Origin of the sequence: Coleofasciculus sp. G2-EDA-02 (assembly GCF_040226375.1) — a bacterium.
Lineage (GTDB): Bacteria > Cyanobacteriota > Cyanobacteriia > Cyanobacteriales > Coleofasciculaceae > Coleofasciculus.
On sequence record NZ_JAVKEW010000246.1, the window covers coordinates 11511 to 33695 of the forward strand.

Consider the following 22185-nt stretch of genomic DNA (forward strand, 5'->3'; position numbering starts at 1 on the left):
AATCAAATTTTCATCTCGTTGTGGTTAGAAATTAGGAAACAGAACTCATGGCAAAACAGTTGAATCTGCTGGCGACTGGTCAAGTTATTCCCACGCCCCTCCATGCAGAGATGCAACAGTCATATCTTGAATATGCCATGAGTGTCATCGTTGGGCGTGCCCTGCCAGACGTTTGCGACGGTCTAAAGCCCGTGCATCGGCGTATCTTGTATGCCATGTACGAATTGGGTTTAACACCCGATAGACCCTACCGCAAGTGCGCTCGCGTAGTGGGTGATGTTTTGGGGAAATATCATCCCCATGGGGATCAAGCTGTATACGATGCTATGGTGCGCTTGGTCCAAGACTTTTCCACTCGCTATCCACTATTGGGGGGTCATGGCAATTTTGGGTCGGTGGATAACGACCCACCGGCTGCCATGCGTTACACAGAGACGCGGCTGTCTCCCATTAGTCATGAAGCCCTCCTATCAGAAATTGGCGAGGCAACCGTTGATTTTATCGATAATTTCGACGGCTCTCAACAAGAGCCAGTGGTTTTACCCGCTCAACTACCCATTTTACTGCTCAATGGTTGCTCTGGCATCGCGGTTGGCATGGCAACCAATATTCCTCCTCATAATCTGGGCGAGATTGTGGATGGGCTAATCGCTTTGATTGATCGCCCGGATCTGGCGGATGAGAAATTGTGGAAATTGATTCCAGGACCCGATTTTCCCACGGGGGGTGAAATTATTGATACGTCTGGAATTCGGGATGCCTATAGCAGTGGGCGGGGCATTATTCCAGTGCGGGGAATCGCTAAAGTGGAAGAGATTCAAGTGGGGCGCACTCGCCGTCATCGCCGCACGGCGCTCATTGTCACGGAGTTACCCTATCAAGTAAATAAGGCGGCTTGGATTGAAAAAATTGCCGATCTGGTCAACCACGGACGCTTAGAGGGAATTGCCGATTTGCGCGATGAGAGCGATCGCCAGGGGATGCGGGTTGTTGTGGAACTCAAAAGGGACGCTCATCCTCGGGATGTTCTCAAACACCTCTATAAACAAACTCCCCTACAAAGTAACTTTGGCGCAATTATGCTGGCATTGGTCAATGGACAGCCCCGCCAGCTACCCCTACGGCAATGTCTGGAAGAATTTTTAAGGTTCCGTGAACAAACCCTGACCCGGCAGTATACTTATGAACTTGACCAGAAACAACAACGGCGTCATCTGGTGGAAGGGTTATTGATCTGCTTGAAACAACTCAATCGCGTTATTGAAATCCTCACCCATGCGGCTGATGGCACAACCGCCAAAACTCGTTTTCAAGAACAGTTAAACCTGAGTGAGAGTCAAGCCGATGCCATCCTCGCCATGCCGATGCGCCGCCTCACGGGGTTAGAACGGCAAAAACTTCAGACCGAATTTGACGAACTCACCACCCGAATTGAAACCCTCCAGGGATTACTCAGTAGCCGAAATGAATTACTCAAAGCCCTGAAAAAAGAGTTGCGATCGCTCAAACGCAAATACGCTGATCCACGTCGCACCAAGATCCGATCGCCGAAATCTCTCAAAGAACCAAAACAGCCAAAGTCGGAAAAACAGACCAGTCAGGGAAGCAAAACGTCACAGAACCCTAAAACCTCTACCTCGAAATCCCCATCGCCGAGTCTTAGCGACACGGAAGCCGAACAAACGGTTCTGGAGTTTACCTATCAAGGACATGTACAGCGACTGCGTTCTGCACCTGATCCCAAATCTAAACCCTCGATAAAAGATGGGAACGATTTTGTGGTTCAGACGCAGCAAACCACCACCCAGTCTGAATTTGCCGCCCTAACCAGTGGGGGGAAAGCCTACCCCTTGAAAGTGCAAGATATCCCGCCAGCCGCTGGACGCAAGCAAGGTATCCCCTTGACTCGTCTTCTCCCCGATGCGGCTCAATCCGAAACTGTTATCGCCCATTTTCGACCCCTAGAACTCACCGAATCTCTCAGCCTGATTTTGCTGACGCAACAGGGGCGAGTTAAGCGTCTTCCCGCTACAGAGTTACTTAACCTAACGGCACGGGGTTTAACGCTGATCAAGCTCAAAGAGGAGGATTCTCTGGCTTATGTCAGCCTTGCTCGACCCAATGATGATCTGATTATTGCCACCAGTAGTGGGCGCTTATTACGCTTTGAAATTAACGACGAAAATTTGCCGATTATGGGGCGTACAGCCCAAGGAAATCAAGGGTTGCGACTGCGGCGTCGGGAGCAATTAGTCGGATGTGTCGCGATCGCTCCCAACGAGAATCTTTTACTGGTATCTGAGCAAGGCTATGGCAAACGCCTAGGACTCAATGTAGTCAGGCGCATCAAACGCGGGGATCTCGGCACTCAAGCCCTTCAGTTTAAAACATCGACGGATCGGTTGATCGGATTAGTCAACGCCTCTCAAACAGAGACGGTTGTTTTGCTAACCAGTGATAATCAAGTCATGAATGTATCGTTAAAATCTGTAAAGTTGTCCGGCAAAGATGGGTGTGGCGATCGCTTGGTTAAACTCAAGTCCGACGAAACAATTATCACCGTGACAGAAATCCTCCCGTGAAAGTCCCCTCCTTCTTTTGTGTCTCAAGGGTTAACAACAGATAGCTAATATGATACTATATGCTCATGTAAGCTTATTCTTGCTCAGATGGGCTACGTTCCTTTAAGAGAAGCCGTCAAGGGACTTGGATATACGTAAGGAAGTATGCAGATAATGGCAGCATTCCCTCTATACGCAATCGGTGCGGACAACGTATGTTTGACGTTGAAGCCTATCTGGGAGCAAGTGTTGGAAGTGCCACTGTTTGTTATTGCCGAGTATCGAGTACCAAACAACGAGACGCTCTGGCCCGACAAGTCGCCTATAAGTAGAGACGCGCCATGGCGCGTCTCTACCCACGAGCTGAAATCATCAAAGACATCGGCTCAGGACTCAACTTCATTCATGAAGGACTGCGTTCCTTACTGGACAGACTTCTTAAAGGGGATAAGCTCACAATTATTTTTGCCTGTAAAGACCGATTGTGCCGATTTGGATTCGAGCTTATACAGTATCTGGTCGAACAAAACGGTGGCAACATCGTGGTTCAAGGGCCAACTGTATACTGCCCTCAGTCAGAGCTTACCCAGGATTTACTCTCCATTATCCATGTATTCTCTAGTCGAATGCTCCAGGGGAGAAAGTACGGTAAGAAAATCAAAGAAGATCCGGATCTACCTGAATCCTGAACAGAGAAACTTGGTCAAAAGATGGATAGGGGTATCAAGGTTTGTTTTCAATCGAACCGTTGAATACCTACAACAACCCGACACCAAGGCGAACTGGAAAGGTATCAAAGGGGACATATTAAACGCCTTACCGGAGTGGTGTAAGGAAGTCCCCTATCAAATTAAATCAATAGCCATTAAGGACGCTTGTACAGCAGTAAGAGAAGCCAAGAAAAAGTACAAGCTCACGGGACAAATCCAGAAAGTCAAGTTTCGTTCTCGTAAAGATAGAATTCAGTCTTGTTATATTCCAAAATCAGCCGTAACTGACTTGGGAATATATCACACAATATTGGGCAAAATACGCTACACAGAACAGTTGCCCGACAATATTGGGGATTGCCGATTAGTGTTCCATCACTCTCAACACTACATCTGCGTTCCCCATGACGTGCCACGAATCAAGTCCGAGAACCAAGGGCGGGTCGTGGCACTAGACCCTGGCGTTCGGTCATTCCTAACCTTATTTACCGAAGATAGCTTTGGTTGGATAGGGAGGGGAGATATTGGACGCATTCAACGACTCTGTTATTACCTTGATGATTTAATTTCCCGCCTAAGTTTAGCTAAAGCCAAACAGCGTCAAAGATTTAAAAAAGCGGCTGACCGATTAAGGTTGAAAATCCGCCATTTAATTGACGAGATGCATCACAAAGTGGCTCGATTCTTAGTCGATAACTTTGATGTTATTTTGCTCCCGACATTCGACGTGTCTGAGATGGTGGTCAAGTCCACAAGAAAACTCAGGTCTAAATCAGTTAGACAGATGTTGTATTGGGCGCATTACCGCTTTGAGATGTTTTTGAAGCACAAGGCGTTTGAGGCAGGTAAAGTTGTACTTGATTGCAATGAAGCCTACACCTCTAAAACTGTTAGTTGGACAGGCGAAATTATTTCCAATCTAGGCGGAAAGAAAGTCATTGTTGGTAGTGATGGATTTCGGATGGACAGGGACATTAACGGCGCTCGTGGGATTTTCTTGCGGGCTTTGGGAGATATCCCCTCTCTAAGAGCTTGTCTTTTAGAGTGCATTGTTAGCAAATGTTAGCAAAAAAATATCGGAAAACTTTTCGATCGGCTAGATATAGTTCTATAGTAGGGGGTAAATAGCTGTCAGCACCAGTATAGAAAATTCAACTTAAGTTGTAGAGTGGTAGTCCAACCATGACCGATCCAAAACGACCTCCGATTGCGCCACCCCCACCACCCCGCGTTCCTCCAGCCCCACCGCCACCGCCAAGGGGGGCAGTTCCCCGGCAAGCTCCCCCAGGTGCGACGCAAGTGATGCCCTCTCAAACGATGCCGATGCCGCCCAAAGCGGGTCAATCCGCATCAGCTCCTACCGCCGTTAAAACAGCACCCAGTTCTCGTCAAGCTTCACCCGGCGCTAAACCCCGGACACCACCACCGAGTGCGGGACTTGCTCCCGGACAGCCAACATTAGCCCAGCTTATCCGCGAGGCTTATGACAAGGGATTTTCTGACGTTCACGTTGGTGTGGGTGAAGTCCCTCGGATGCGAAACCGAGGGGAAATGGAAGCGACAGAATATCCTGTAACTGATCAAGCGACGTTTATGAGTTGGTTGCGGGAAATCCTCACGGATGAAGAAATTCGCCGCTTCCAAAACGAACTCGAATTTGATGGTGCAGCCCAGTATGACTTTGCCCGGGTGCGGATTAATGTCTTCGACTCCCTAACTGGACCGGCCATAGTCATGCGCTTGATTCCACTCAAGATTTTGACGATGGAACAGTTGCGATTACCGTCAGTTTTCAGGGATGTCTGTCATTACCACAAGGGTCTTATTTTGGTCACAGGTCCTACCGGTTCAGGTAAGTCAACGACGCTAGCGGCAATGATTGACTACATGAACAAGGAGATGCCGAAGCATATCATTACGATTGAAGACCCGATTGAATTTGTTCACAAAAGCCAAAAAGCCCTAATTAAACAGCGGGAAGTCGGCGCTCATACCCTCCAATTTGACAACGCTTTAAAAGCCTCCTTGCGGGAAGATCCGGATGTGATTCTGGTGGGGGAAATGCGGGATAGAGGTACCGTTAACACAGCGCTGAAAGCCGCTCAGACGGGTCACTTGGTTATGGGAACGCTGCACACGAACAGTGCGGTGAAGACCATTGAACGGATTCTCAATCTTTATAATCCAGAAGAACAACACGCCATCCGTGTCGCTTTTGCTGAATCAATGGTGGCAATCATTGCCCAAGGGTTATGTCGCACCACTGATGGTAAACGTGCTGCCTTCCACGACATTTTGATTAATACAGAAGCGATTCGGGATTATATCCGCAAGGGTGAATATGAGGAAGTTCACGAACTGATGGCGGCTAATGAATTTGACGGCATGATGACGATGAATAAGTCCTTGTTTAACCTTTATCAGGAAGGGCGTATCACTGAAGAAACTGCCCTAGAAATGTCGCCGACTCAAAACGAAATGGCGATGATGTTACGGGGTCGTGTTTAATTATCATTTGCCATTTGTTATATGGCATTTGTTATATGTCAGGACAAGGCAGGGGAAAGCAACTCTCATCTTATCCGCTGCCTTTACCTGCCCATAATTTCAAATCAACAATCAACAATGAACGAGATTCAACGCTCGTTTTCTCAGTTATTTAAGGGTATTGCCCTGTTTACACCAGGGGGAGATTTAATTTATGGCATTGATCCGAGTAAACAAGAGCATTGGCATTTGCATCTGTGTGCGAGTTTGCAAGAAATGCTCGGATTACCGGAACCGCCCCATTTTTTAGTGCCGGGATATACTGGCACAATTGATCGCTGGCTCGATCCTTATACCCAACAGATGCGAACGTCAGCGGAACTTTATCCGCCCATCCAGCACCATCAGGCATTGCTGAATGCTGTGTTTGGTGTCAGGAATGTGGTGTGGCAAGTTGCGCCTTGGCGGGAAGAGTGCTGTGATCCAATAGTTTTGGAGACATATCGCGATCGCTTTCCCCAACTGTGGCAGGATCATGATTTGATTATCCGTTGCGATCGCCCGGAGCAATGTGCAGAACAGTTGTCTGAGGCTAATCCTAGGCATGATCACGATTCAAGCCTGATCAAATCTCCTCAGAGTTATGCTTGGTCTATACCAGAACGTTGGACGATTCAACAAACGTCGTGGCAAGAATCCTCCCACCCACTGTCTACAGGGATTGATCCTCTCTTATCCTCTAAATCAGATAAGGAATCGAATCCTAGTGAATCTCAATCTACACCCAAAACTACCCCTAGTTATGTCTTGCGCTTATTTGTATCTGGACACAGTGGATCAACTGAACATATCCTGAAAAAACTACATCAGTTAATCGAGCAATCCCTACAACATCCTTACACTCTAAAAGTGATTGATGTATTTAAACATCCTGAACAAGCGGAAGCCAATCAAATTTCAGCGACTCCCACACTGCTGAGAGTTTGGCCCCCCCCTGTCCGACGTATTGTTGGAGATTTGAATAACTTGGAAAGTATTTTACGTGTACTTATTGCTCCAGAAGCTAAACTATAAAAACTGAGTTTTGTGTGAGAGAAACATAGTTAAGCTAATCCAAAATACGTTCTTCGTTTTTATTTTTATTGATTAAACTGAAGTTGATCCAGATTTAAGATTAGCCACTTGAGGAGTGCGTCCCTTTAAACCTGTCATTAATTGCAGAGCGTAACATTTAACGGGATACAGATGACGCAACATCCATAATCCCAGGCGACGTAGGGTAACGATAGGCAACCAGTTATTAGAAAACATTCGATCCAAGAAATCAGTAAAGCCTAAAATGACTAGATTTTCACTTTTGCGCCACTGTTCGTAGCGCTTGAGGATCTGTTCGTCTCCGATATCTTCACCCTGTTGATGGGCTTCTTGGATGACTTGGGCAAGGGCGGCGGCATCTCGGATGCCCATATTTAACCCTTGTCCACCCACAGGATGGCAACAATGGGCGGCGTCGCCAATGAGGGCGAGGCGGTGCTGGGTGTAGCGATCGCTTTGCATTAACTGTACAGGAAATAGGATGCGATCGCTATCTAATTCTAAATGCCCCAAAAGTCCGCCTGTGCGGTATTCTAGAAGTTCAAGGAATTCTTTTTCATTTAAGTCTTTTAACTGTTGGGCTTCGGCGTGAGGGGCTGTCCATACCACCTGACAGCGATTTTCAGCCAGAGGGAGTACACCCATCGGACCACTCTCCCAGAAGCGTTCAAAGGCGGTATCATTATGGGATTTCTCGGTTTTAATGCGGGCGGTGACGCAGGATTGCCAATATTTCCAACCTTTTGTCCCGATTCCGGCGGCTGTACGAATGCGCGATCGCGAACCATCAGCGGCGACAACTAAGCGCGATCGCAACTGCTGAGATGTTCCATCCAAGTTTACCGTAACCTCTACCCCAGAAGCTTGATACTCCACATTAACCACTTCTGCTGGAGACAACCAGCTTACATTCGGACAATCTGCCAAAAATTCATAAAGTGAGGTAAGCAGGGGACGATGTTCGCCCACATACCCCAAATCCTGGGTACCTAAATCCCTGGGGTGAAATTGCACAAATTTGGGATAATCGCCATCACAGAGGCGAATTTGCCGATAGGTGGCAATTTGCGGCTGAATAGTTTGCCAAACCCCAATTCCTTGGAAAATGCGCCCAGAAAGCAGCGAGAGGGCGTAAGCTTGCCGTCTGGCTACGGCGACTGACTTGGGTTTTGCCTCAATCAATCCAATCCGCAACCCGGAATTTTTCAACGCACAGGCGAAGGTTGCGCCGACAATACCGCCGCCAACGATGACCAAATCGTAGTCAAAGGTTTGATTGTATGCCTGTTCTTGCGTCATTTTCAGAGAATGTATCGAAATGATAAGCATTTTTACTTTTCTTCATTTTGACGCGGATAGCTGAAGAGGGCAAGGACTTGTCACGTCTATAAACCAATCAACCCACCCTTACCAGCTTCTGATACCACGTTGCGGGGCGCGTTTGTAGGGGCGGGTTTCACCATTATTGTTTCGGTTGCACCCATAAGTGACTAAACCCGCCCCGACTTTCGTCGGTTTAGAGACTTTTCTTAGTAGGTAGAAATCTTAACTATGGATCAATACCTTCCGGGTATTGAAGCCGTGATTTCTAGCAAAACATTACCCGAAGAGGCGATTCGCTAACGCTATAGCTTCGCTTCACGCACAAATCGAATCCTGACTTATCCGACAACGCGCGATCGCACACCTCCCTTACTCATCAATCACCGCCGTGCGGTCAAGCAATAGCAGCGATCGCAACTGATCGGTATCCATATCCGTTACCCAGTTTTCACCCGCTTCTACTGTCTGTTCTGCCAACTGCTTCTTACTTTCAATCATGTCATTAATCCGTTCTTCCAACGTTCCCGTACAGACAAACTTATGCACCTGCACATTACGAGTTTGACCAATTCTAAACGCCCGATCTGTCGCCTGATTCTCCACAGCCGGATTCCACCAGCGATCAATGTGAAAAACGTGATTTGCCCGCGTCAGATTCAATCCAGTTCCCCCCGCTTTTAATGAAAGAATCAGAATCGGGGGTCCTTCGGGGTCATTTTGGAAACGGTCAATCATTTCCTCTCGTTGATTCTTGCGGGTTGCGCCATAGAGGAACAAGATTTCCTGATCAAATTGTTTTGCCAAATAAGGTTGCAACAGCTTACCCCATTCAGCAAACTGGGTGAAAATCAAAGCGCGATCGCCTTCAGAAATTGCTTCGTCTAACATTTCCTGTAAACGCAGTAATTTCCCGGAACGTTTGGCATCTTTTAAGGATTTCTCCTTTAATAATTGGGCAGGATGATTACATACTTGCTTGAGTCGCATCAGCAAGGTTAAGATTAACCCTTTGCGCTTAATTCCCTCTGCCGCTTCAATTTCAAGCAATGATTCATCCACCAATTTCTGATAAAGGGTTGCCTGTTCTGCTGCAAGTCCACAGAATACCGTCATCTCCTGTTTTTCCGGTAAATCCTGAATAATCGTCTTATCAGTTTTCAGACGGCGAAGAATAAAAGGTTGCACTAACGATCGCAAAGTTTGCAACGAATCCCTGTCGCCAAACTTCTCAATTGGCATAGCAAACCGCCGCTGGAAAAATTGGCGATCGCCTAAATATTGGGGATTGAGAAAATCTAAAATTGACCACAACTCCGACAATCGGTTTTCTACAGGTGTCCCCGTTAAAGCAATGCGAAATTCAGTTTGCAGTTTCCGCACGGCTTGCGACTGTTTCGCCCCTGGATTTTTGATATTCTGCGCTTCATCTAATACGACACCTTGCCAAGATACAGCTTCTAGAGTTGTGGCATCTCGATACACCAATGGATAACTGGTAATCACCAAATCTTTGGTCTTCACGGCTTTAGCAAATGTCTTACCTTTTGAGCGTTTATCGCCGTGGTGAACGATGGCTTTGAGGGTAGGAGCAAATTTTTTCACTTCCCGTTCCCAGTTTCCCAGTACGGATGTGGGACACACCAGTAATGTAGGCGATTCTAGAACATCTTGCTCTTTTAAATGAAGCAGAAAGGCAATGGTTTGAATTGTGTTATGACAAAGAATGTTATTTGCCACAAAGTTGTGATGGTGACTGACTTCAAAATCATACACCCATCCCTCATAGTCGATATCCTCGATATCTTGAATCTGACAGTAGAAAACTTCTTGATCCAGGATATTTTGTCCAGTTTCCGCTGGGAATAAAGCAGAAGGCTTTTTGAAGGCAGAGGGCAGAGGGCAGAAAGCAGAAGGTAAGGAGGAAGGTAGCAAAGTAGAAGTCAATGAGAACTGTTGAGAAAGACTTGATATCACTCGTTCTCGACTAGCCCGTGAAAAGGGTTGTGAGACTAAATTCTGGTTATCTACCTCTATAATCCAGTCCGCGTAGGCGGACTTTGTTTGTGTAGCTGCGACTTCCAGTCGCCAGGTTTCTGGTTTACAGATTTCTTCCAGTTTCCGCTGTTTTTCTGGACAATTAAATCCAATTACTTGTAAGAATCGACGTGCTGAATTTCCACCAATTGTACAAATGTGTTGTGGTGTAATCTGCAACCAAATTCCCAAGCGCCGTAGTAATACAGAGAGTTGCTGAATCAGTAAAGGGGAAGCTGTACTGATTTCAATACTCCGCATCTGAGAAATAACAGACGCTTCCGCATCGAAATAGTTTTGGAGGAAGATCTTCACCGTATCTAGATCTGCCTGCATAATAAAATCTGGGATAGATTTAGCCTGCGATCGCATCCCCCAACTGTATCCTTTGGTTTGTAAGAATTCTCGGTAGGCTTGGCTATCGATTCGCAGATCTGGCACTCGATTTGGGTAGGTACAAATGCTAGGGTTATTGATTTTCAGGTTGTACCGCTGACCGATTTTTTGGAAGATCTGGAGTAAGTCTTGTAAACAGTCTTTGTCTTTGTGTGAAATGTTGACCCTTGCTCGATCCGATTGCTCACATCCTTCGGCAATTTGCCAAGCCAGAAACTTCACCAAATCAGGATCTTCGCGTTGCCCCTGCCAAATCATTTTGGCAGGTACACAGACATAATCCCCCACCTGAAAATTAGTCGTCCAACCGTGATGGGTTAATAGTTTATGACGATAGGTAATCGTAATTCGGCTTCCATCTTTAAGCTTGACGGTGCGTAGTTTTTCCTGCACTCGCTGGCGATAGAGACGCTGAATGGGAGCAGTGGTCATTTTATGGGTTTGTGAGTCAATGGCATTAATCAGTAACGACTCTGTTGGCTGACTCCAAAATCCCTCCCCATCAAATTCCGCTTCTGTTGCATACTGTTTCCAAATATCTTCAGCTTGAATAACTTTTCCATTGACGGAAATTAATGTACTAGGGGCGACGCATTTACCCAATCCCATATCGTCCGCTAAACAAGCTCCTAACCCCCAGCGTTCTAAAAAGGCTAACCAACTGGCTCCTCGAAGTTGATACGGGCGTAATGTACCGTTAAAGTCTTGGGGAACTTCAATGGGTTCAATTGTGCGATTTCCGGTGAGATTGGTAATTAATTCTTGCAGCGCCCCGGAGGCTTCAAAGTGAACAACCGGCAGTTTTCCTAATGTTTTAGTATCTCCTGTCGCCAGTTGCAAGGCGTCTTTTACTGACAGACTCATATCTTCTTTTGATGCTGTCAGAATGGTGTGCGCCGCCCGCGCATCCGCAGGTTGTAGAGCAATCCATTCCCCATTGACTTCAACTAACGGGGATTTGAGTGACATCAGGCGCTGAAATTCAGATTTGGAGAGTTTAGTATCACCAATTGCCAAATCCCACTTAAATTTAAGCAGGCTTTGTAAACCCAAACGTTCCTCTTTCTTCGATTTAGGCGCTTCTGCGGTAATACTAATACCGAGGCGTTTTTCCCCTGATCCGGGGGCTAATCCTGGGGGTAAGATAATGCCCAAGCCACTGTCTTGCAGTCGCCATGCACTGGCTTTGATAAATTCATATACTTGGACGGGGTTGAGTTCACAAAACTGGGGACAGCGTTCGTGTAAGTTGGCTTCTAGGGGGGGGTAGAGGCGAGAGGCTAATCCTAACCCTTTGAGTAAGGTTTCCTGGGGCTGTTCAATGATTCGCCCTTGATAGTCTAATTGTTCGACAGGATGCCGCCAAATCGTTTTGGCATCGACTAATAAGTCAGCATCATCCATGGCTTGCAAGCAATAGTCAAGCCGCCAGTTTGTTTCATCGGGTTCAGGGGGTTGTAATACTAAGCAGGTGCGGAAGAGATTTTGGGTTAAATCTTGGGTGGTGGGGGTAACCAGGTGCTGTTGGATAGATGTTGTCCAAGTGGACAATGCAGTATCCAAACGTGCGATCGCCATCGGTTCGACTTCCAGGCTATCCTTGGCGCTACAGAGGGCTTGCAGCCATTCGGGTAGGGGTGAGGTAGCGGTTGGGGGTGATAGCGACTCTACCCAATTTTTCACCTGAGTATTAATGGCGTCTCGTAAAAAGTTCAGGATGAGGGATTGGGGATGTAGAGACGTTGCATGCAACGTCTCTACATTATCCTCATACGCTTGACAAGCTAAGGGCATGGATTGGGTAAACTCGGCTAAGCGAGTTTGATCGGTAGCACTGTCGAGGAGGGGTTGCCAGTAAGCGAGGGCTTCGTCGTTGGGCTGACGATAGAGTCCTGGTACAAATTTACACCGAGTTAGTAAGTCTAAACTCCAGCGATAGACATGAGTCCAAAACCGTAAGTCTGAGCCGACGTAATTATCGGAGACGTTGAATCCTCCTAAGGGTAGAGATTGAAGAAAGGGTAGGGCGGCTGAGGGGGTGAGACGGTATCCAGTGACAGACCATTTTTGCCGTTCTAGGGATGAGGAGTCTGTCTCGTCTGTAGGGGGGAGTTGGGCAGAAAGAAGCGGGTAGGCTGATGTCTTAGAAGCTGTGGGGTGAGTGGGTAAAACTAGCAGGTGGGTTTGCCAAGAAGCGATCGCACTTCCCGTATCTCTGTGGCTTTTTCCCGTTTCTGGTTCAGGAATGGTTAAGCTGCGATCGCGTAAAAATTCCCTTAACTCCGCCTGTGTCATCCCAAAGGGATGGGGCATAATCTGATTATTGGCAGCAGAGTCCACGGAGGCTAAAGGACGCCACCGTTCTCCCCAAATAAATAAATAATTATTAGATTCGCGAGTAATCCAACTACCATGTAAAATTGCCATGTTTATAGAAAAATGAAAATAGAATCCAATACTATCAATTGCTACTTGTCCAATTTTAAAGGATGGGTGTGACAGCAATTCTTGCACTCACCACTCTCGCACTCAGTCAGGGCGGGTTTAGTCAAATCTCTTGTGAGGGAAAAAACGATAATAGTGAAACCCTCCCCTACTGAACTCAAAACTCAGACAGGCTATGGCACATCTGGGACATTCAAAACTCAAAACTCAAAACTCAAAACCCTTATCAAAGCAGCATTATTCCATAAATGCTAGGATTGCGACAGAGAAAAAAACATGATAAACAGAGAAGGGTAACGAACCAAATGGTAGAGTTAGACAAATCAATATCCTTTGATGGACGGGATATTCGGCTAAGAGTCGGTCTACTAGCACCCCAAGCTGGGGGAACTGTACTAATTGAATCAGGAGATACAGCGGTTTTAGTCACGGCGACTCGCTCAGCGGGTCGAGAAGGCATCGATTTTCTCCCCTTATTAGTGGACTACGAAGAAAGACTGTATGCAGCCGGTCGAATCCCAGGTGGCTTTCTGCGGCGAGAAGGGCGTCCTCCGGAAAAAGTAACACTTACCAGCCGTCTGATTGACCGCCCGTTGCGCCCCTTGTTTCCCAGTTGGCTGCGCGATGATATTCAGATCGTAGCAACAACCTTGTCCATGGATGAACAAGTGCCACCGGATGTGTTGGCGGTAACTGGGGCATCAGTAGCGGTACTGCAAGCGAAAATTCCATTCTATGGTCCCATGGCAGCAGTACGGGTGGGGCTAGTTGGAGATGATTTCATTATTAATCCAACTTACCGCGAAATCGACAACGGTGATCTAGATTTGGTGGTCGCGGGTTCTCCCCAAGGCGTGATTATGGTGGAAGCCGGGGCGAATCAACTGCCAGAACGGGATATTATTGAGGCGATTGAATTTGGCTACGAAGCGGTGCAGGATTTAATTGCAGCTCAGCAAAACCTGCTCAAAGAGTTGGGGATTGAGATGACCCAAATACAAGCGCCAGAAACCCCATCGGAACTGGAAGAGTTTATCCGCGATCGCGCCACGAAACAGATTAAGCAGGTATTGTCTCAGTTTGACTTAGATAAGCACGGTCGCGACAAAGCCTTGGACGAGATTAAGGACAAGGAAATTCTGGCTGCGATCGCACAACGTCCAGAAGATGACCCCTTGCGCGTCGCCGCCGCTGATTCTCAATTGCTCAGTAGTGTGTTCAAAGGCTTGACCAAGAAGCTGATGCGATCGCAAATTGTCGAAGATGGTGTGCGTGTTGATGGGCGTAAACTGGATGAGGTACGTCCGGTGTCTTGTAAGGTGGGTTTATTACCCGCCCGTGTCCATGGGAGTGGTTTATTTAACCGAGGCTTGACTCAAGTTCTGTCTGCGGTGACCTTGGGAACGCCTGGGGATGCTCAAATGCTGGATGATCTCAATCCAGAAGAAGAGAAGCGTTACCTGCACCACTATAACTTCCCGCCCTTTTCCGTGGGGGAAACCAAACCCATGCGATCGCCGGGACGCCGGGAAATCGGTCACGGTGCTTTGGCAGAACGTGCCATTATTCCTGTCCTACCGCCGCAAAATGAGTTTCCTTATGTGATTCGGGTGGTATCGGAGGTGCTCTCGTCCAATGGTTCAACCTCGATGGGTTCAGTTTGTGGATCGACTCTAGCTTTAATGGATGCAGGGGTTCCGATTACTAAACCCGTCAGTGGTGCGGCGATGGGATTGATTAAAGAAGGCAATGAAGTCCGGATTCTCACCGATATTCAAGGGATTGAAGACTTTTTGGGCGATATGGACTTTAAAGTCGCGGGAACAGATACTGGGATTACTGCCTTACAAATGGACATGAAAATCACCGGTCTGCCCATGGAAACCATTGCCAAAGCGATTGAACAAGCTAAACCGGCGCGACTGCACATTTTAGAAAAGATGCTAGCGGTGATTGACAAACCCCGCCCCGATCTTTCTACTTTTGCCCCACGCTTGCTGACGATGAAGATTGATCCTGACTTGATTGGGTTGGTGATTGGTCCTGGCGGTAAGACGATTAAAGGGATTACAGAACAAACTGGTGCCAAAGTCGATATTGATGATGATGGCACGATTACGGTTTCTGCTGTTGAAGGGGAAAAGGCAAAGAAAGCCATTACCCTGATTCAAGGGATGACTCGTCGCTTAGAAGAAGGGGATGTTTATGCCGGTCGCGTGACTCGGATTATTCCCATTGGTGCGTTTGTGGAAGTGTTACCAGGGAAAGAGGGAATGATTCACATTTCCCAACTGGCAGATTATCGTGTGGGTAAGGTGGAAGATGAGGTTGCTGTTGGCGATGAAGTGATTGTCAAAGTGCGAGAAATTGACAATAAAGGTCGGATTAATCTGACTCGTTTGGGAATTCATCCCGATGAAGCAGCCGCAGCGCGTGCAGCAGCGACAACTTAGATGGTTTTGGAGTTAGCTGAACGTTAAATCAATTGTCAGCAAGCCGCAGCATCCGCCAAGAACTCAAGTTCTTGGCTAAAAGCTTAAGTCCATTAAAATGGACTAAAACTCTGATCCAGTCCGCTCAATTCTGACTTGAGTAGGGTGGGCATTGCCCACCAACCTTAAGTCAGCAGCATTCAGCTTAAGTCCATTTTAATGGACTTAAATTCTGATCCAGTCAGTACCGTTAAAACCTTTATCTGCTTGAGTGGTATCCCCGCCCGTAATCCTTCGATTAACGCCTCTAGCTGTTTTCCTTGATTAAATAACCGATTCCGGTTCCCTGTTTCCGATTCTCGATACCCTGAAAATTCACACCGGAATCCGATCAAAATAACATCGCCGTCGCAACGCCTGTCGCAGTAGCACCTGATATTCCTGCTCCTCTATCGTACAAGCGCCAAAGCGAGATAAGTGAGGATTCATCATTTGAACATCAAACAACAAAAAGCCGCGCGATCGCAACCGCTCGACTAACTTAACTAACGCCACCTTTGAGCCTTCCGGAATCCGGTAAAACATGGATTCGCCAATAAACGCGCCGCCAATTACAATCCCTAAAATCCCACCCGCTAGCTCATTTCCTTGCCAGGTTTCAAAGCTATACGCCCAACCTTCCTGATAAAGTAACCAATAAATTTCCTGGAGTTCCGCAGAAATCCACGTACTCTCCCGATTAGCACAACCGGCAACAACGCCTTTAAAGTCTCGGTTAATTGCCGTGCTAAACCGCTTCTGATTTAAAACCCGCTGTAGCGATTTGGGATAGCGAAACCGCTCGTCTAAGGGGATGATTGCTCGCTGGCGACTGGAGTACCACCCTAATGATCGGGTTTCATCCGCCATCAAAAAATAGCCTTGAGCATATCCTTGGATTATTGTCGGAATATTTAACTCCATGGTGATCGAACTCGATTGAGAGTCCCTGTTCTTGAACCGCTAAACTTCAGTTTAAAATTTCCCTGATTGGACATAATTTCGCTATGCTTAAAAATAAAATAATATTTCTCAATGATGCCCCTCACATCATCTCTTTTGAGGTTGACAAATTAAACAATGTATGTTTGCTTAATAGCAATTTGTGATTCACCGTACTGTATTAGGGAGACAAGCAAGTATAGTTGACACTCCCCCGGCTATAAGAGCGCGGGGGATTCTTTCTTCGTAGGGAGGCAGAGTTTTACATCTTCTGGGATGTTACCTTTACCCTCAGAAAGCTTAACTACCGTGTGTCCCACGGCTTCCAGTCCTCTAATTTCCACTACTTGAGCGGCTGCAACATCCCTATCACAGGTGTACCCACAATGTTGGCATTTATGTACTCGCTTGGAAAGTTTCTTCTTGCCTGTTTCCTTTAGGCATTTAGGACAGGTTTGACTTGTCCCCTTGGCGTCTACCTTTTGGAAATATACCCCTCTCTTAAAACAGCATTGGGACAAGATATCAAGAAACTGTCCCCAACCTGCATCTAAGCAGCTTTTCGCCAACATTCCACGGGCTAATCCCTTCAGGTTGAGGTTTTCAGCAAATATCATATCCACCCAATCACACAGGTTATGGGCTAACTCCCAATGATAGTTTTTTCTGGTATTTGCAATCCGCTCATGCAGTCGTGACACCTTGGCTTGTGCTTTCTTCCGGTTGTTACTCCCAAACCGTTTACTTGACACCTTCTTTTGCAGCGATTTAAGCTTGCTCTCTAGGCGTTTAAACGGTCTTGGATTGGGGAACGTTTTACCGTTAGAAGTGGCGGCAAAGTGCATTAATCCGACATCAATTCCTAATGACGTACCTGATGGACTAATCTCAGGTATATCAATTTTCCATTGCAGCGTGAGTTGTACGTACCATCCTGAAGCTCGTCTTACAATTCGTGCCTGCTTAATGACTGCATCATCAGGTATTGGGCGAGATATGATGAACCGAACTAACCCGATACTAGGCAACTTGACCTGATTCCCTTGAATGGAATTAACACCCAATTGAGGGAACACAAATGACCGCATCTGACCTGTTTTCTTGTATCGCGGAAACCCTCTACCATTTTTCCACATTCCCTCAAATGCTAACTGTAGCCGCTTAAGGGTTTGTTGTAGCACTTGTGAGTGTACCCGCTTAAGTGCAGGTATCTTCTTTTTGGCTTGAGTGAGGGCTACCGCTTGACTATTGTAGGTTGGTAACGGTTGATTGGCTGGTATGATGTACTCACTTTTGATCGAGCAAGCATTTATCTGACATTTCCGACTGTTTACCCAATCTTTGCGCTCACAAAGGGCATAGTTGTAAACTCTGCGGCATTGTTCCAGCCATTCACCAAAGATGGCTATTTGGGCGCTAGTTGGCTTTAACTTAAACTCGTAAATCAGATTAAACATTTGCTCGACCTTGTGCAATGTTACTGATATTATATTACACTATTTATTGAGCGGCATCAGGATTATTTGACTGGCAAAATAAATTTGCCTCTAGACGATTCGCTCGCTTTCATCTCCCAGCTATAGAGCATGGGAGTCTTCAGCATCGCTACCATACGATAAGGGAGAGAAAATACTACAGACGAACACAACTATGGCTGAAAAATGCCGTCCCCAGAATGGTAGTTTTCCCATCCCAAAAATAAACATTTTGGCTTTTAACGTTTTATGGCTGAACCTATTCCCCCCGTTACCCTTCCCCCCGCTGAAAATGCCCAGCAGGAAGGAAAATGGTTGCGAGACGCTTTGGTTCACTGGCTGGATCATGAATTTTTGCCAGAACCAGCGAATCAGGAGATTGCCGATCGCGCCTCCCAAATCTTTGTCCGCCAACGCTTAGAAGGCGAAAACGATGTTGGTGCTTTGGTGATTGCCATTGTCACCGAAATGCAAGCCTTCGACTTCCGAGAAAGCTTTTATAGTGAATTTGCGATCGCCAACGCGGTTAGTGATTTGCTCCTAGACAGTCTGGGTATTGACCGTTGCTGTGGAAATTAGTCCTGCGTCATTGGTCATTTGTCCCAAGTCTTTCGGTAAGAACGATTGACCAATGACCCAAATCTACCAACTCGACTTAACCACCCCTGGTAGTAATCCTTTGTGCGCCCATTCCCGCAGTACATGGCGAGATAGACCAAAATCCCGATAGTAGCCCCGGGGACGCCCTGTTACCCAACAGCGATTCCGTACCCGATTCGGCGCACTACTGCGGGGTAACTGTTGGATCTTCCGGTGAATCTCTAGTTTCTCAGCCGGAGAGGAAGCATTATCGAACTCTTCTTTGAGCGCTGTTCGCTTAGCCGCATACTTCTCAACCATCTTCTGGCGCTTTTTTTCGCGCTCAATCATTGATTTTTTAGCCATGAGTCTTTGGCGTTTCCCTAAATAAAGACACTGTTCCCTATCTTATCGAATTTTGTTATCCCTCAACCTTAGCACTGGGACATAAATCAACCAGCACGCAAGTGTCGCACTTCGGCTTCTTCGCCTGACAAATTGCCCGACCATGGTAAATGAGACAGATTGACCAGTTTTCCCAATCTTCCAGAGGCAATAGTCGCATTAAATCGCGTTCGATACGAATCGGGTCACTATGTTCCGTCAAACCCAGACGCTGAGTCAAGCGCTTGACATGAGTATCCACCGTCACCCCCTCGTGGATATCAAAGGCATTCGCTAGCACAACATTGGCAGTTTTGCGAGCCACACCGGGTAATTTGATCAGCAGTTCGATCCGTCGAGGAATCTGATTGCCAAACTCGGTGACAATCATCCGACAAGCCCCTTGAATATTTTTCGCCTTATTGCGATAGAATCCAGTCGGACGCACCAAGGCTTCGAGCACCTCAATATCCGCCTGCGCGATCGCAAGAGCGTTAGGAAATTGGCGAAACAATTCCGGTGTCACCTGATTCACTCGTTCATCTGTACATTGTGCCGACAGAATCGTCGCCACCAATAACTGTACAGGGGTGTCATAGTTTAGCGTACAGTGAGCATCTGGATAAAGTCGCTTCAGGCGAATCAAAATCTCCAATGCGCGTTGCTGTTTAGCTGACCATTTACGGGTGATGCTCATTAGAACTCCTCCGTTGTGGGAAACCCCGTGTCTTCAGACCGGGGAGGAACGCGCGGTAGCGGTTTTAACCGCATACCCCTTTCGGGGTGGAGGGGTATGGTTGCCCCTCCAATGAGGTATGGTTGCCTCAATCTCCTTTCGGGTAAAGTTAGCTTCGCCAATGTTATCGGTCGGTAACTATCCAAAAAGCACTGTTTCAGTGACCTTAAAACTGTTTAACTTTTCGGTTCTAGAGCAGCAGACTAGCTACGCATCTACTGGTAGGTCTTGAACACTTGCCGATAACGTAGTCACTTAAGACTTAAGCTGGTCAGAATGGCTTGTTAGATTTCTCTTTCAAGCCTCATGCCTTTAGGCTGAGGTTCCTGACGCTCCCACTAGATCATCATCAATACTCTCTCACACAGTCAGGGCGGGTTTAGTCGCATCTGGGTGATAAAAGGAACGATAATAGTGAAACCCGCCCCTACATACATAAGACAAATGACGATACTCACTGAAACAAGTTTTGCACCCAACTCGAGGGAACTAAATTTGCCGTATCCCGCACAATCAAGAAAATGCCTAACCCCAAAAGCAAAACCAACCCAGTTTGCATAATATTTTGCTGAACTTCTGTGGGGATGGGTTTACCCCGAATTCCCTCAATCGCTAAAAATGCTAGTTGACCGCCATCCAGCGCGGGTAAGGGCAAGATATTAATAATCGCCAAATTGATGCTAATCAACGCGGCAAACTGAAACAGATTCCCCGCATCAGAACGGGCAATATTTGCGCCAATTGCCACAATCGCCACTGGACCAGATACTTGTTCAGCCGTTTCACTAAAGTTGCTAATCAGTTGACCAAAACCTTTGGCGATTTCAGTACTCAAGCGCTGGTATTCGTCAGCCGCAATCGTAAACATCTCTAAGAATCCGTCAGCGTACTTGCGAACTATCTCACCATTAGGTGCCAGTTGCACGCCAATTTTACCTTTGCCATCGTCGCCCCGTTCTGGCGTCACGTCCAGGGAAAGAGTTTGTTCACCCCGTTTAATCAAAAGTTCTAGGGGTTGGTTGGGGGAGTCTCGTATTTTGCTCGTCAAGGTAATGATCGCATCCCGACTAGCTCCCAATGGTTGATCCTCAACCGCCAAAATAACATCCCCTGGTTTAATCCCCGCTTGTTTTGCCACTAAGCTACTTTCTGCGGCAATTTCTGGAACCCTTACTCCGGGTTGGTAATTGAAGTCAGTAATTCCCACCGTTCCTACCTGCACAACCAGTAGAAAGTAAGCAAAGATCAGGTTAGCAATTACCCCAGCACTAATTACAATCGCTCGGTCTAAAACAGGTCGATTGCGGAGTAAATTTGGGTCATCTGGGGGAATCTCGCTATCGGGGTCATCATCGGGGAAACCGACAAATCCCCCTAGGGGGAAAGCACGTATCGCATATTCCGTATCGGGTCCTTGGTATTTCCACAGAACCGGACCAAAACCCAGGGAAAAGCGATTGGCATAAATTCCCTGCAAACGAGCTGCCATAAAGTGACCCAGCTCATGCACCACAATCAAAACCGCCAAGACTGCGATCGCCGCCAAAATTGACATAAGAAGTAATGTAACGATTGCTTGCGTCCTTTCTATTGTACGTTGTCTTAGTAGCCTCGGTTTCGATCAACCACATACTCCAAAGGTTTCCCTGTTTCAACCCGCGCGATCGCATCCAGAATCAAATCAGCTACATCATCGGGGGAACCGACAGCGGAGATATGGGGGGTGACGATAATATGAGCATGAGACCAAAAAGGGTGGCTTTTAGGCAAGGGTTCAGTCTCGAATACGTCCAAACAAGCACCAGCAATTTGACCTGAATCTAAGCCAGTTAATAAATCAGCTTCTACCAAATGCTTGCCTCGACCAACATTAATTAAGTAAGCTCCTAGAGGTAACGCCGAAAAGGTTTCATGGCAGAGAATACCCTCAGTTTCTGGTGTGACAGGTAGCAAACATACCAGCACCCGACATTTGCTCAGGAACCGCTTAAACTGTTCCCACCCGTGAAAACAGTCAACTCCGACAATGGCTTTCGGGGTGCGACTCCATCCCCGCAGGGGAAACCCCATACTGCCTAGTTTTTTGGCGACTGTGGAACCCAAAACCCCCAAGCCCAAAATCCCAACGGTAAATGAGCTAGCATCGGGTACGGGTAGATAGTCCCAGCGCCGCGATCGCTGCAAGGCTTGATACTCGATAAATCGCCGTTGAAACAGCAAAACGGCTAGGGTGACATATTCCACCATTTGCCTGCTTTTCTGCTCAGAAACGAGACGAATTATCGGGATGTGATCAGGCAAATCTGGGTCAATTAAAATCTGATCGACGCCGGCTCCTAGAGAAATAATTAACTTGAGATTTGCCAATCTTTGTATCACTCCCAGTGGCGGCAACCATGCCAGCACAATCTCAATTTCCTCAATTTTCCCGCATTCAGGCCAGACTCGCAAATCTAAATTGGGTTTGCCTTGCTTCAATTGGGTGATGAATCCGGGAAACCATGGATCTGTTGGCTCGATTTCTGCAAGTATTAGCACTGCCATTAT

Annotated in this window: 16 protein-coding genes; 7 read left to right on the top strand and 9 right to left on the bottom strand. The window is 47.0% G+C overall.

The window, feature by feature from the left end:
• Nucleotides 1-47: 47 nt before the first annotated feature.
• From RLO19_RS28425 to RLO19_RS28445, 5 genes are all read left to right on the top strand, one after another.
• Complete coding sequence (locus RLO19_RS28425; RefSeq protein ID WP_446360757.1) at nt 48-2582, top strand: DNA gyrase/topoisomerase IV subunit A; 2535 nt, start codon at nt 48-50, stop codon at nt 2580-2582.
• Between the two features lie 320 nt (nt 2583-2902).
• Nucleotides 2903-3250: an IS607 family transposase gene (locus tag RLO19_RS28430; protein ID WP_446360759.1), complete on the top strand. Its 348-nt coding sequence runs from the start codon at nt 2903-2905 to the stop codon at nt 3248-3250.
• A gap of 10 nt (nt 3251-3260) precedes the next feature.
• Nucleotides 3261-4337, top strand: a complete 1077-nt coding sequence (locus RLO19_RS28435) for an RNA-guided endonuclease InsQ/TnpB family protein (RefSeq protein WP_446360761.1) — start codon at nt 3261-3263, stop codon at nt 4335-4337.
• Nucleotides 4338-4453: 116 nt separating this feature from the next.
• Nucleotides 4454-5779 (top strand): PilT/PilU family type 4a pilus ATPase, encoded by a 1326-nt coding sequence (locus RLO19_RS28440; protein ID WP_446360763.1) that lies wholly within the window; start codon nt 4454-4456, stop codon nt 5777-5779.
• Nucleotides 5780-5896: 117 nt separating this feature from the next.
• Nucleotides 5897-6832, top strand: a complete 936-nt coding sequence (locus RLO19_RS28445; RefSeq protein ID WP_446360765.1) for a circadian clock KaiB family protein — start codon at nt 5897-5899, stop codon at nt 6830-6832.
• Between the two features lie 72 nt (nt 6833-6904).
• Here the strand turns inward: RLO19_RS28445 and RLO19_RS28450 are convergent, their stop codons facing one another.
• Entirely contained in the window at nt 6905-8182 is a 1278-nt protein-coding gene (locus RLO19_RS28450) for an FAD-dependent hydroxylase (RefSeq protein ID WP_446360767.1), read from the bottom strand.
• A 363-nt stretch (nt 8183-8545) separates the two neighbouring features.
• Nucleotides 8546-13033: an SNF2-related protein gene (locus tag RLO19_RS28455; RefSeq protein ID WP_446360769.1), complete on the bottom strand. Its 4488-nt coding sequence runs from the start codon at nt 13031-13033 to the stop codon at nt 8546-8548.
• A 323-nt stretch (nt 13034-13356) separates the two neighbouring features.
• On the opposite strand from RLO19_RS28455, the gene RLO19_RS28460 reads away from it, so the two are divergent.
• On the top strand, nt 13357-15504 hold the full coding sequence (locus RLO19_RS28460; protein WP_446360771.1) for a polyribonucleotide nucleotidyltransferase: 2148 nt from the start codon (nt 13357-13359) through the stop codon (nt 15502-15504).
• Nucleotides 15505-15683: 179 nt separating this feature from the next.
• Here the strand turns inward: RLO19_RS28460 and RLO19_RS28465 are convergent, their stop codons facing one another.
• From RLO19_RS28465 to RLO19_RS28475, 3 genes are all read right to left on the bottom strand, one after another.
• On the bottom strand, nt 15684-15878 hold the full coding sequence (locus RLO19_RS28465) for a hypothetical protein (protein WP_446360773.1): 195 nt from the start codon (nt 15876-15878) through the stop codon (nt 15684-15686).
• Entirely contained in the window at nt 15859-16446 is a 588-nt protein-coding gene (aat, locus tag RLO19_RS28470) for a leucyl/phenylalanyl-tRNA--protein transferase (protein WP_446360775.1), read from the bottom strand. Before aat ends, RLO19_RS28465 begins: the two co-directional genes overlap by 20 nt.
• A gap of 236 nt (nt 16447-16682) precedes the next feature.
• The gene (locus tag RLO19_RS28475) at nt 16683-17921 is read right to left on the bottom strand and encodes an RNA-guided endonuclease InsQ/TnpB family protein (RefSeq protein ID WP_446360777.1); all 1239 of its coding nucleotides are present in this window, start codon (nt 17919-17921) and stop codon (nt 16683-16685) included.
• Nucleotides 17922-18188: 267 nt separating this feature from the next.
• Between RLO19_RS28475 and RLO19_RS28480 the strand changes: the two genes are divergently transcribed.
• Nucleotides 18189-18518 (top strand): hypothetical protein, encoded by a 330-nt coding sequence (locus tag RLO19_RS28480; RefSeq protein ID WP_446360779.1) that lies wholly within the window; start codon nt 18189-18191, stop codon nt 18516-18518.
• Nucleotides 18519-18581: 63 nt separating this feature from the next.
• On the opposite strand, the gene rpsN is transcribed toward RLO19_RS28480, so the two are convergent.
• The 4 genes from rpsN to RLO19_RS28500 all read right to left on the bottom strand — a co-directional run bounded on the left by rpsN (nt 18582) and on the right by RLO19_RS28500 (nt 22182).
• Nucleotides 18582-18884, bottom strand: coding sequence for a 30S ribosomal protein S14 (rpsN, locus tag RLO19_RS28485; protein ID WP_446360781.1), 303 nt, complete (start codon nt 18882-18884; stop codon nt 18582-18584).
• A 55-nt stretch (nt 18885-18939) separates the two neighbouring features.
• A complete protein-coding gene (gene nth / locus RLO19_RS28490; protein WP_446360783.1) occupies nt 18940-19599 on the bottom strand; it encodes an endonuclease III in 660 nt (219 codons plus the stop codon).
• Nucleotides 19600-20092: 493 nt separating this feature from the next.
• On the bottom strand, nt 20093-21193 hold the full coding sequence (gene rseP / locus RLO19_RS28495; protein ID WP_446360785.1) for an RIP metalloprotease RseP: 1101 nt from the start codon (nt 21191-21193) through the stop codon (nt 20093-20095).
• A gap of 47 nt (nt 21194-21240) precedes the next feature.
• The gene (locus RLO19_RS28500) at nt 21241-22182 is read right to left on the bottom strand and encodes a 2-hydroxyacid dehydrogenase (protein ID WP_446360787.1); all 942 of its coding nucleotides are present in this window, start codon (nt 22180-22182) and stop codon (nt 21241-21243) included.
• Between the last annotated feature and the right edge of the window lie 3 nt (nt 22183-22185).